Source organism: Bacillus cereus group sp. N6 (genome assembly GCF_016483705.1).
In the GTDB taxonomy this organism is placed as follows: Bacteria; Bacillota; Bacilli; order Bacillales; family Bacillaceae_G; genus Bacillus_A; species Bacillus_A wiedmannii.
The window spans coordinates 181,280-194,584 of record NZ_JAEHBI010000002.1 but is presented as its reverse complement, the minus strand read 5'-3'; the positions used below and the strand labels follow the sequence as shown (position 1 = coordinate 194,584).

Here is a 13,305-nt window from a genome sequence, read left to right as displayed (position 1 = left end):
CCTTATAGAGGACTACGTTTTTTTGTGTGAATTTATTCTTTTTTATTCTGTATATGTAAGGTTATTCATAAATTAATAACAATTGAGGGGATGGAGTTGAGGTCGATGAAAAAAGTATTATTTTTGGGAGACCCAGGAATTGATGACTCTTTAGCCATCATGTACGGAATTATGCATCCTGATATTGATATTGTTGGTGTTGTAACCGGATATGGAAATGTAACACAAGAAAAGGCGACAAGTAATGCAGCATATTTGCTACAAATGGCAGGGCGGGAAGATATACCTGTTATTAATGGTGCGAAAATTCCTTTATCCGGAGATGTTACAACGTATTATCCAGAAATTCATGGGGCAGACGGTTTAGGGCCAATTAAACCTCCAAAAGCTTTTTCACCAAATATAAAACCTTTTTGTGCTTTTTTTGATATTCTTGAAAAATATAAAGGAGAATTAATCATTGTCGATGCAGGCAGGTCAACGACACTAGCGACAGCATTTATTTTAGAAAAGCCGATGATGAAGTATGTGAAAGAATATTATATAATGGGTGGTTCTTTCTTAATGCCTGGAAATGTTACACCAGTTGCAGAGGCGAATTTTCATGGTGATCCGATTGCGTCACAATTAGTTATGCAAAACGCCAAGAATGTGACATTAGTGCCACTTAACGTTACATCTGAAGCAATTATTACGCCAGAGATGGTGAATTACATTACGAAACATTCTAAAACGAATTTTAATAAATTAATTGAACCGATTTTTACGTATTATTATAAAGCTTATAGAAAGCTAAATCCGAAAATAAAAGGAAGTCCAGTGCATGACGTTGTCACAATGATGGTTGCGGCAAATCCGTCTATTTTGGACTATGTATACCGCCGTGTCGATGTAGATACAGTAGGGATTGCAAAAGGAGAAAGTATTGCTGATTTTCGTCCTCAACCTGATGCAAAATCCTTAAAGAATTGGGTGCGAATTGGTTGGTCATTACATTATAAAAAATTTCTCGAAGACTTCGTGAAAATTATGACGTAGACATAATAGGAGAATACAAGTTAAAATAATGGAGATGATTACTAAAATAATCATCTCCATTATTTTGTTTGAAAGAGATAGATAGAGAAGAGTTATACAATAGGAGAGGAATTTTACTTGAAAAAAACTATAGTATGCGCAGTGATTGTGGGTATTTTCGTTTTGCTAATATCGGGTAATTTTTTAGTGAAAAAAGTGTGGAGTTCAAATAATGATGATGCACAGTATATCGCATCCTTTATTGAAGAACATAAAGATGAAAAAAATAGTGCCCTTCTCGTGAAGAGAAATGATAAAGTTGTTTATTCTGTAAATCCAAATGTTGTATTGCCAGTTGCTAGTACGATGAAGTTAATTGTGGCGCTTGAATATACGAAACAAGTTACGGAAGGGAAAATTGATCCGTCTAGTTTCGTTTCCATTAATGATATAAATCGTTATTATGTGCCGAATACAGATGGCGGTGCACAAGATAGATGGCAAAGGTATTTGCAAAAGACAGAAAAGATAACAGAAGGGGCAGTTTCTTTAGAAGAAGTGGCAAAAGGAATGGTTAAGTTTAGTTCGAATGCGAATGCTGAATATTTGATGGAAGTGTTAGGATTAGATAATATTAATCGTAATTTACAAAGTTTATCGCTTCCAGCACATCAGCCGCTATTTCCGATTGTTTCATCTTTATACATCCCTGGATATTTGCATAAAGAATTACATGTTCCGAAATATAAAATAGAGAAAAAGTTAAAAGAGATGTCTCAAGAGCAATATCGTGAATATGCGATGATTATACATGAACGCTTAAAGAAGAAGGGGCCATTATTACAGAAGGAAATTCCTCTTTATTTAGAGGAACGTTACGATAAAATTTGGTCAGATCGATTACCAGCAGCTTCTGCAAACGATTATATGGTACTGCTTCAAAAGGCAAATCATAAAGGTGGCCTAACAGAAGCCGAAGAAAAAGTGTGGGCGAATATCGTTGAAACAGATATGAGTGCTAAAAAATATCGTAAAACATTTAGACATGCAGGGCAAAAAAATGGCTATACGCCATGGACAGTTACAAAAGCAGTTTATGCGATGGATAAACGCGGGAATTGTACAGAAATAGTGTTTTTAGCAAATAATTTAAATGAGGACGACAGTGCAGAAATACGGAAACATTTAGCGAACTTACATTTCCAAGTGCTGCAAAGTGATAAGTATGATGCGACTTTTATTAAGTAAACTCGGTGCAGAGAGCACCGAGTTTATTTTTATCCCGCTTTAATGGGCAGTAAGACCCCCACCTCAAAATTCAGCGAAAGCAAAGAAGTTAGGTGGGGGATCAACTGCCCCTAAAAGTCCGATTGGTTCAACTAATAATCAGTGGGGGATGAAGAAAACCCCCACTGATTAAAGTTTCACTTTATGTACAAGCACTTTTTTCCTATCTCTGGGTATGATGGGTAGTAATACTTAGGTGAGAGGGGAAAAGGTGATGAAACAAAGTAAAGAAGAGTTTATAAAGAGTGAAGGCGCTGATTTCCCTGGAAAAACATATGTAGATTGCGTATTACAACATGTATTTCATTTTCAGCGAAATTACTTATTGAAAGATATGTTTCAAGTGCATAAAGCGCATATCACGATGCTGACTGAAGAAAATTTAATGAAAAAGGAAGAAGCTAAAGTTATACTACACGCATTAAAAAAGGTAGAGGGAATTCCAGAAGAGCAATTGCTCTATACAGAGCGGCATGAAGATCTCTTTTTTTTAGTGGAACATTTAATTTCTCAAGAAGCGAAAAGCGATTTTGTAAGTAATATGCATATTGGTAGAAGTAGAAATGATATGGGTGTAACGATGTATCGCATGAGTTTAAGAAGATATGTATTACGATTAATGGAACATCATTTATTATTGCAAGAAAGTATATTGCAACTTGCCGATGATCATAAGGAAACGATTATGCCAGCTTATACACATACACAACCAGCACAGCCCACAACATTTGGTCATTATACGTTAGCGATTTATGATACGATGCAAAGAGATTTAGAACGAATGAAACGAACGTACAAACTTTTAAACCAATCTCCAATGGGAGCTGCCGCTCTTTCTACAACAAGTTTCCCAATTAAACGAGAGCGAGTTGCCAATTTACTTGGGTTTACAAATGTAATTGAGAACTCATATGATGCTGTTGCTGGAGCGGATTATTTATTAGAAGTTAGCTCGTTACTTATGGTAATTATGACGAATACGAGTAGATGGATCCATGATTTCTTACTATTAGCGACGAAAGAATATGATGGTATTACTGTCGCAAAGCCATATGTACAAATAAGTAGCATTATGCCGCAAAAGCGAAATCCAGTTTCCATTGAACACGCCCGTGCGATTACGAGTAGTGCTTTAGGAGAAGCATTTACAGTATTTCAAATGATTCATAATACTCCATTTGGTGATATTGTCGATACGGAAGATGACCTGCAGCCGTATTTATATAAAGGGATTGAAAAGACCATTCGTGTTTTTTGTATTATGAATGCAGTTATTCGAACGATGAAAGTAGAAGAAGAAACGTTGAAGAGTCGTTCTTATAAACATGCAATTACGATAACTGATTTCGCAGATGTTTTAACAAAAAACTATAGCATTCCATTTCGGCATGCGCATCATGCAGCGAGTGTTATTGCGAATATGTCATTGGAGCAAAAAAAAGAGCTGCATGAATTACATGTAAAAGATGTAAATATATACTTACAAGAAAAATTTAAAATAAAATTATTAGAAAAAGAGTGGGAAGAAATTGTATCACCAGAAGCTTTTATACAAAAAAGAAATGTATACGGTGGACCGAGTAAAAAAGAAATGGAGCGCATGATTAACAATCGAAAAGAGTCATTTCAAAAAGAAGAAGAGGTATTTGAAAAGGAAAAACAGAGAATTTTACAAGCGGAAAATGATTTAAATACGTTAGTTTCGAATATTATTGAATCGTAAAAGAGGAATTTAATGAATTAATCGCCAATACTTAATGAAACTATAAATAGAGAGAAGAGATTGTCGATGATTCAATTACATGTATATGAAGAGATTCTTACTTTTAAAAAAGAGGTTACACCATTTTTAGAAAAGAATGAGCAGGAAAATAATCTCATATTAGGTGTATTACAAATGGTTCAACAACCGATATTTATGGGAGTAGCAAAACAAAGAGAAGAAATTAAAGTTGTATTTCTTCAAACAGAAGAGAAGAAACAAATCATTGTTGCTACGTCTGAAATGATGGAAGAGGAAATTGTGGAACTTGCAAAAAGATTAGCAGAAGTATATCCAAATGTTCCTGGATTGATTGGTAATAAGAAAATGGTACAGAGATTAGCGGAAGAGATTGCAGTGTTAGAAAATAAGAAAACTACTGTTGCAATGGAGCAAGGTATATATGAATTAAAACAAGTGAAGAAAAAGTGGAACGGAGATGGAGTATTTCGAGAAGTAAGTAGTGATGAGCTACCATTAATAGAACAGTGGATATATCAATTTTGCGAAGATGTGAATTTGCCTACTACGAAAGAAGAAGCGACCCAAACCGCTCATACATTAATTACGAACCGTCGTCTATTTGGTTTAGAAGTAGATGGGAAGCTTGTATCTGTGGCTGCAAAAACGAGACCGACTACAAACAATATAACAGTTAATTTCGTATATACGCCGAAAGAAGAACGGAAAAAAGGATATGCATCTAGTTGTGTCGGTGCACTTAGTCAACGTATGTTAGATGAAGGGTATAAGACGACTACGTTATATACTGATCTAGCGAATCCTACGTCTAATAAAATTTATCAAGAAATTGGTTATGAACAAATTGCGGAGTCTATACTTATATTTTTAGAGAAATAAAATGAAAAGGCACGCTATTAGAGCATGCCTTTTTGTTATTCATCAATTCGAATGACTTCACCTTGCGGGAAATTCTCAGTTTCTAGTAAGTTACGAATTGCTTTCGCAACGTATTCAGGTGACAATAGTTTTCCCTCTTCTTTTAGTGCGATGAAGCGGTCTAAATTTATGAAATCTTCTTTATTTGTTTCACGAATTTGTGCTTGCATACTTGTGTCAACAACACCAGGTGCAAAAGAGACCATTTTTACTGGATATTCTTTTTCTGCTTCTTCGGTTGCTACGCACTGTGTAAACATATTTACACCAGCTTTCGTCGTGCAATAAGCGCCCCATCCGAAATAAGGATTTTTCCCTGCACCAGATGAAATGTTTATAACACGTTTATCTACTTTCCAGTCTTTCGTATGTTTCATGAAAGTGGAGGTAAGGATCATCGGTGCAAGTAAATTAATTTGAACATTCGTAATGAGTAGTTCGCTTTCAGCTTTTTCTATTGGTCTCATTGGTGCGAGTGTACCAGCGTTATTAATTAAATGAATAGATGATACAGTGTCTTCTTGAATGGATGAAATGATTTCGTTAAAGTTCGTTTCTAAATTATGTACATCTTGAAGATCTAAGGAGTGGAAAACACAATTGCTGTTATATTGCTGTGCAAGTTTCGTAAGCTCTTTATTTTCTCTTCTAGAAATAGAGATGATACTCGTGTTTTCTTCTAACAATTGTGCGGCAATTGCCTCACCTAAACCTTGTGAAGTTCCTGTTACGATAACATAGCGCATAGTGTAGTAAGCTCCTCTCGTATGTGCGGAATTTTGTTGGACAAAGTACATTGCATAGTTTGTCTACATTTTATAGTATAGAGCACTTTTTACTATAATTGAAATGAGATGATTGTGTGCCTTTTATAAATCGTTTTACAACAACAGTACCTGGTGCCGTCACGTTCACTGGGAATACGTTAGGGCTTAGCCCTACATCACCTGCACCAGGTAATATTTTTGGTACACTTGCTGTGTTTACGACAGTAAATACAGCGCTACAAGTACCAGGATTCCCGGTAGGGACAACAGATGAATGGCAATTGAATTCTTCAAGTGCAATTTTAAATCTTCCAGCGGGAAGTAGTGTGTTATATGCAGAATTAGTTTGGGCTGGTACTTTCCGGACTGATACGGAAGATGTTTTACCGTTTTTAAATGATAATATTACATTTACAACACCGGCTGGGACTTTTTCTGTTACGCCAGATCCTGCTACTGCGCAGCAAGGTTCAGTAGGGAATCAGTTTTATTATGCGCGCTCTGCCAATGTAACGAATCTTGTTAGTGCGGGTGGGGCAGGCACATATACAACCGGGGCTGTGCCAGCTGCAAGAACTTCATCTGATCCAACTATTAGTCGTTCGGCTGGATGGACGCTTGAGGTTGTGTATCAAAATGCTAGTTTGCCACTTCGGAATTTATCAGTTTATGCAGGTCAAGAAATTATCGATGCTTCATCACCACCAGTGGATGCTACTATTTCAGGATTTGCTACTCCAGCCACAGGAGCTGTAACAGGACGGGTGCTCGTAACTGCTCAAGAAGGTGATTCTAACATTGTTGGAGATCAACTTCGTTTTGGACCGAATGCAAATACTACAGTTGCATTATCCGGCCCGAGAAACCCCGCAAATAATTTTTTTCAGTCACAAATTTGTAACGATATTGGAGAGTTAGATACAACTGGAACGTTTGGAGATTTGAATCAGCCTTTAGGGATAGCTTTAGCCGTCCGAAGACAAGGGTGGGATATTACAAATGTAAATGCCTCTGCATCATTAGTAAATAATCAAACGTCAGCAACGGTTCGATTCGTTACTAATGGAGATGGATATGCTGCAGCTGGTTTTGGGGTTCAAATTGATGCAACGGGGCCAATTATTAATCCTGTTAAATCGGTCAATAGAACAGTTGCAGGAGTTGGAGATATTCTTACCTACACAATTACAGTTCCTAATACAGGTACGGGAAGTGCAGAAAATGTTATATTACAAGATAGTATTCCGAACGGAACGACGTTTGTTACAGGTAGTGTAACGGTAGGTGGAGTAACACAGCCGAATGCGAACCCTGCTAATGGAATTAATTTAGGCACAATCCCAACTAACGCGCAAAGAGTTGTTACATTTCAAGTGCGAATAACATCGTTTCCGAACCCAAATCCTATTCCGAATCGCGCAATGGTGTCATATCAATTCCGTCCTTTCGTCGGTAGTCCACCAATTACAAGTATGTCTTCTTCAAATTCAGTACAAACGACAGTGAATCAAGCAACTATAAGTATGCAAAAATCTGTAGATTTACAGACAGCAACCCTTAATGATGTATTAACATACACAGTTAATGTGACGAATAATGGAAATGTCACTGCAAATAATGTTGTTTTTGTTGATAGTATCCCTGGTGGCACAACATTTGTTCCAAATAGTGTCACGGTAAATGGGGTAGCACGTCCAGGAGCAAATCCAGCAAGTAGTATTAATCTAGGAAGTATTAATGCTTCGCAAACGACGGTAGTGCGTTTTCAAGTTCGAGTAACATCTAATCCGCTTGTAAATCCAATTCCAAATCGTGCGAGTGTAACATTTAACTTTACTCCAGTACCTGGTCAACAACCAATTTCAGGACAGGCGACAAGTAACACTGTATTTACTACAATTAATGTAGCTGATATAAGAACGAGAAAAGCAGTGGATAGAGCTTTTGCGACAGTGAATGACGTTCTTACGTACACTATTACAATTGAGAATGCCGGAAATGTACTTGCGACAAATGTTATTTTTCAAGATCCAATTCCAATTGGAACAACTTTTATCGCAAATAGTGTGACTGTAGATGGGGTTTCACAACCAGGAGCAAATCCTTCGACTGGGTTTGCGGTAGCAAATATTTCTCCAGGTGGAAGTAGGACAGTGCGTTTTCAAGTCCGAGTGACATCTATGCCATCAGGAGGTACGATTGCGAATCGTGGAAATGTATCTGCTAATTTCGTCGTTATTCCGAATCAACCACCAGTGACGATTAATAGACAAACGAATACAGTTGTGACACAAGTTAATACAGGCGGTTTAAATGTAATAAAAGAAGTGAATACAACGCAAGCGGCAGTAGGGGATACTTTAACATACACAATTGCCGTTCAAAATACAGGAAACGTTCCGTTAACAAATGTATTTTTCCAAGACATTATCTCTTCAGCGGTTTCTTTCGTTGCAAATTCTGTAACCGTTAATGGAGTATCGCAAAGTGGTTTGAATCCGAATACAGGATTCTCTCTTCCGAATATTCCTGCGGCTCAAACAGTTGTAGTCACATTTGACGTATTAATTGTACAGGATCCAGAAAATGAAGATATTTTAAATCAAGCAAATGTAACAGCGAGTTTTCAAGTGAACCCGAGTGAACCACCAGTAACAATCAATGTTCCGAGTAACATTGTGAATACAACAGTACAATCAGGGAACTTTGAAGTTGTGAAATCAGTGAATACGAATGTTGCAACGGTAGGGGATGTTTTAGTATATACAATTGAAATCATAAATGCAGGTAGTGTACCAGCTACAAATGTATTTTTTCAAGATTCAATTCCACAAGGGACATTATTTATTGAAAACAGTGTAGTTGTTAATGGTGTTTTACAAGAAGGGGCAGATCCAGAACTTGGATTCTTATTAAATAATTTGCCTACTGGCGCGAGTGTAATTGTTACGTTTGAAGTATTAATTGATGAAATTCCTCAAGGAAATAATGTTGTAAATAATGCGAATGTAACTGGAGATTTTCTTGTAAATCCAACAGAGCCACCAATTACTGTAACGGTGCCAAGTAATACTGTTAATACAGTGGTGAATTCTTCAGGGCTAAATGTAATAAAAAGTGTAAGTGCTACTGAAGCAGGTGTAGGAGATACGCTAACGTATACAATTCGTATACAAAATAGTGGAACAGTAGCAGCGACAAATGTATCATTCGTTGATCCAATTCCATCTGGAACAACGTTTGTAGCAAATAGTGTAACGATAAATGGAACGCCTCAACCAGGTTTAAGCCCAATAATTGGATTTCCACTTGCTAACATTCCGGTAGGAGGGATGGTAACAGTTACTTTTCAAGTGACGATTACGAGTGTACCACCAAATAGAGTTCTTCCGAATAATGCGAATGTAACTGCTGATTTCCAAGTAAGTCCTCTCCAGCCACCAGTTACAATTGTAACGATTAGTAACATTGTTGTGACACGAGTGAATGTAGGATCACTTAATGTAATGAAGAGTGTAAATACACCACAAGCAGGAGTAGGAGATACGTTAACGTATACGATTCTTATTCAAAATACAGGAACTGTTCCTGCAACGAATATTATTTTTCAAGATCCAATTCCGTCTGGTACTGCGTTTGTAGCAAATAGTGTGACGATAAATGGAGTTGTTCAGCAAGGCGCGAATCCTATGGTAGGTTTCCCAGTACCAAATATTCCGGTCGGGCAAACATCTACGATTACGTTTCAAGTTACAGTGACGAGTGTTCCGAGCGGTGGAAATATAAGAAACCAATCGAACGTTACTGCAAGTTTTCTTATAAATCCAGCAAACCCTCCAATAACGACTGTTACGAATAGTAATTTCGTTGTGACGCAAGTAAACACTGCTCGATTAAATATACAAAAATCTTCATCTGTACAACAAGCTGCACTTGGAGAGACTTACACGTATTCTGTAGTCATTCGAAATAACGGCACAGTAACAGCAACGAATGTTTCCTTCATTGATTCAATTGCTCCAGAAACAACATTTGTAGCAAATAGCGTAACGATAAATGGAACGCCTCAACCTGGATTTGATCCAAATATAGGTTTTACGCTTCCTAATATTGCTGCTGGAACATCATTGACTGTAACGTTCCAAGTAACAGTAGTTGCGCCATCCACGCGCGGAGCCGTATTAAACACGGCATCTGCAACAGCTACTTTTTTATTAAATCCTTTACAGCCCCCTGTAACAACAACCAATTCAAGTAATACGACAGTAGTTACGATACCGTTACCTCCTCCTGGTGAAGTAACAGCAACAAAAACAGTTGATGTTGCTGCTGGAGCGGTTGGGGATGTATTAACGTATACTGTGCTAATTTCAAACGTAGGAATTATACCAGTTACAGATGTGTTCTTTCAAGATGTCATACCAGAAGGAACGATATTTGTAGCAAATAGTGTAACGATAGGTGGGGCGCAGCAACTTGGCTTAAATCCAGAAACAGGATTTCCAGTTAGTCCGTTATTAAATGCAGGTGCAAATATTGCTGTGACGTTCCAAGTGACGATTACGGAGATTCCAGATAATGAAGTCATATTAAATGATGCAGATGTTACATTTACTTCACAACCAAATCCGCAGGAACCACCAATTACGGAAACGATATTAACGAATTTAGTCGTTACGACAATTAATATAGCGTCTATATTTCCATTAAAACTAGTCGATAAAGAGGTAGCGACGGTTGGAGAAATATTAACGTATGATGTATTAATCTTTAATTTCGGTACAGTGGCAGCAACGAATGTTAAATTTATAGATACAACTTCCGCCGGTGTAGCATTTGTACCGGGAAGTGTGAGCATAAATGGGGTGCCGGCACCAGGATTAGATCCTTTCATTGGCTTTACAGTTCCAGATATCCCTGTAGATGATTTTGTACTTGTCACATATCAGGAAGTGGTTACGAGCATACCTGAGGGGGGAACGATTGTTAACTTTGTAGACGTTACAGCTACATTTGCTGTAAGTGAAACAGAGCCGCCTATTACAGAAACAACAACAAGTAATACGACATTAACAGAAATTAATGAACCCGGTTTAAATGTTTTAAAATCAGTAAGTCAGCCGGTTGTTGCAGTAGGTGATACAATCACATATACAACAATAGTTCAAAATACAGGTACAGTGGTAGCGACAAATGTTCAATATAGTGATGTATTACCGTCCTCGATCACATTTATACCAGATAGTGTAACGATAGATGGTGTGCTACAACCTGGATTCAATCCTAATAATGGATTCCCGCTTCCAGATATAAGCCCAGGTGAAAGTGTAGAAGTTACGTTCCAAGTAACAGTTGTCAGTGTTCCATCAAACGGAACAATTGCTAATACTGCAAATATTACGGGAAGCTTTATATTAGTACCAGGAGAACCACCAGTTGTAGTAAACCAACCGAGCAATACAACACTTACAACTGTAAATAGAGGACGATTTAATGTTATTAAACAAGTAAATAGGGCTGCTACTCTCGTTGGAGATGTATTAACGTATACAGTTCAAATAACGAATACAGGAACAGTAACAGCTAATGATGTTCAGTTTATTGATACGATTTCAGCAGGAGCGTCATTTGTACCAAGTAGTGTAACGATAAATGGAGCCCCGCAACCAAACTTAAATCCGATTACTGGCTTTGGAGTTGGAGATATACCAGTTGGAGAAACAGTTATCGTGACGTTTCAAGCGACAGTTACAAACATCCCGTCATCAGGAACCATTACGAACGTTGCAAATATAACAGGAAGCTTTACTTTAGTACCAGGAGAGCCGCCGGTTGTAGTAACTGAACCGAGTAATACGACAATAACAAGGGTAAATAGAGGGAGATTTAATGTTATAAAAACCGTAAATAAGCAAGCAACACAATTAGGGGATACGTTAACTTATAGTGTGCAAGTTACAAATACGGGAACGGTATTAGCGACGAATGTTCAGTTTATCGATGTTCCGTCACCTAGTTTAGAATTCATTCCTGGAAGTGTACAAATAAATGGAATTTCGCAAGTAGGTTTAGATCCATTTGTAGGCTTTTCATTACCAGATCTTGCAGTAGGGGACAGTATATTAATTACATTTGAAGTAAATGTAATCGCAATTCCGCCTTCTAGTAGCATTATGAATACAGCGAGAGTAACTGGTGATTTCGAATTGATTCCAGGAGAACCACCGTTTACAATTACGAACTCAAGTAATACGACAGTCACACCAGTAAATCGAGGTAGTTTAGATATGCTGAAAGAAGTAGATCATCCGATTGTTGGAGTGGGAGAAACGGTAACGTATACTGTTCGTATATTAAATACTGGTACGGCTGATGCGATGAATGTTCAATTTATAGACGTGTTATCTCAGGAAGCTGAGTTTGTTCCAAATAGTGTAACGATAAATGGAGTTCCGCAACCAGGGTTAAATCCACAGGCTGGATTTACGATACCAGACATCCCAGTGGGTGAGACGGCACTTGTAACATATGAAGCTACGATTACAAGTTTTCCAGATGGTGGTACAGTAGTGAACCTTGCTGGGGCGTTAGCAGAATATATTTTAGTACCAGGAGAACCGCCAGTTACAGTGATGGATACGAGCAATACAGTTATAGTGACGGTAAATACGGCAATCTTATTTGTTGCAAAAGGAGCGGATTTTGAAGTAGCGATGGTAGGAGATGTTGTCACTTACGGAATTGCTGTTATAAATGATAGTACAGTTCCTGTGACGAATATTGTTTTAACAGATATCATTGATCCGAATACGTTATTTATAAATGGCTCGGTAACGGTAAATGATGTACCTTTTCCATTTGCCAACCCGAATACAGGTATTCCGTTAGGTGATTTTCAGCCAAATGATGCAGCAATTATTAATTTCCAAGTTGTAATAACAGGAGGGCAAATAAATAACTTAGTTACAAATACAGCTACGGCGAGTGGGCTTGCAATTGTGAATCCAAATGAACCGCCTGTAGTAGTTGAAGGCGATAGCAATACAGTTGTTATCCCGTTTATTCCTCAAAATGTCTCAACGACTGTTGTAAAAGTGGCAGACCATCAAACAGCAACAATAGGAGATGTTATTACGTTTACGACAGTTATTACAAATACGGGAGATACAGCGATACAAAATATTCGTTTTCAAGATATGTTAGATAGTAGTGTTCAATTTGTCCTTGGAAGTGTAACGGTTGATAATACGCCAGTGCCAAATGTAAACCCAATATCAGGATTTCTTATAGGAAGTTTAAATCCAGGTGAAGCACGCACAGTCTCGTTCCAAGTAGTAGTTCAGAGCGCGCCAAGTGGTTCAGGAAATTATATAAATCAAGCGAGTATTCGCTTCGAACATCAAGTAGGTACAGTGTTACCGCCTGTTACACAAATAATAGAAAGTAATATTGTGGTCATACCGTTCGTCCCAACGATCGAACAAATTTGTGAAACAAACTTTAATTGCTTAGATAAAATTCCATTTCAATGTTCTCCGTGTAATCATTTGCACGAACATAAGAAATAAAAAC

At 37.6% G+C, this 13,305-nt stretch carries 6 protein-coding genes; 5 read left to right on the top strand and 1 reads right to left on the bottom strand.

The genetic code is table 11. The features are described from left to right. Nucleotides 1-105 precede the first annotated feature (105 nt). The 4 genes from JDS99_RS02780 (at nucleotide 106) to JDS99_RS02765 (ending at nucleotide 4,927) form a co-directional block, all read left to right on the top strand. Nucleotides 106-1,038, top strand: coding sequence for a nucleoside hydrolase (locus JDS99_RS02780; protein ID WP_097889895.1), 933 nt, complete (start codon nucleotides 106-108; stop codon nucleotides 1,036-1,038). 117 nt (nucleotides 1,039-1,155) lie between these two features. Continuing rightward, complete coding sequence (locus tag JDS99_RS02775) at nucleotides 1,156-2,265, top strand: serine hydrolase (protein WP_097889894.1); 1,110 nt, start codon at nucleotides 1,156-1,158, stop codon at nucleotides 2,263-2,265. A gap of 235 nt (nucleotides 2,266-2,500) precedes the next feature. Next, a complete protein-coding gene (gene argH, locus JDS99_RS02770) occupies nucleotides 2,501-4,027 on the top strand; it encodes an argininosuccinate lyase (RefSeq protein WP_097889893.1) in 1,527 nt (508 codons plus the stop codon). 66 nt (nucleotides 4,028-4,093) lie between these two features. After that, nucleotides 4,094-4,927, top strand: coding sequence for a GNAT family N-acetyltransferase (locus JDS99_RS02765; protein ID WP_046954603.1), 834 nt, complete (start codon nucleotides 4,094-4,096; stop codon nucleotides 4,925-4,927). Nucleotides 4,928-4,962: 35 nt separating this feature from the next. On the opposite strand, the gene JDS99_RS02760 is transcribed toward JDS99_RS02765, so the two are convergent. Then, complete coding sequence (locus JDS99_RS02760) at nucleotides 4,963-5,712, bottom strand: (S)-benzoin forming benzil reductase (RefSeq protein WP_199694510.1); 750 nt, start codon at nucleotides 5,710-5,712, stop codon at nucleotides 4,963-4,965. A 116-nt stretch (nucleotides 5,713-5,828) separates the two neighbouring features. Between JDS99_RS02760 and JDS99_RS02755 the strand changes: the two genes are divergently transcribed. Continuing rightward, nucleotides 5,829-13,301 (top strand): DUF7507 domain-containing protein, encoded by a 7,473-nt coding sequence (locus JDS99_RS02755; RefSeq protein ID WP_199694508.1) that lies wholly within the window; start codon nucleotides 5,829-5,831, stop codon nucleotides 13,299-13,301. Nucleotides 13,302-13,305: the final 4 nt, after the last annotated feature.

Coding starts and splice junctions, on each gene's coding strand:
- JDS99_RS02780 (WP_097889895.1), top strand. CDS start 106: ATGAAAAAAGTATTATTTTTGGGAGACCCAGGAATTGATGACTCTTTA.
- JDS99_RS02765 (WP_046954603.1), top strand. CDS start 4,094: ATGATTCAATTACATGTATATGAAGAGATTCTTACTTTTAAAAAAGAG.
- JDS99_RS02760 (WP_199694510.1), bottom strand. CDS start 5,712: ATGCGCTATGTTATCGTAACAGGAACTTCACAAGGTTTAGGTGAGGCA.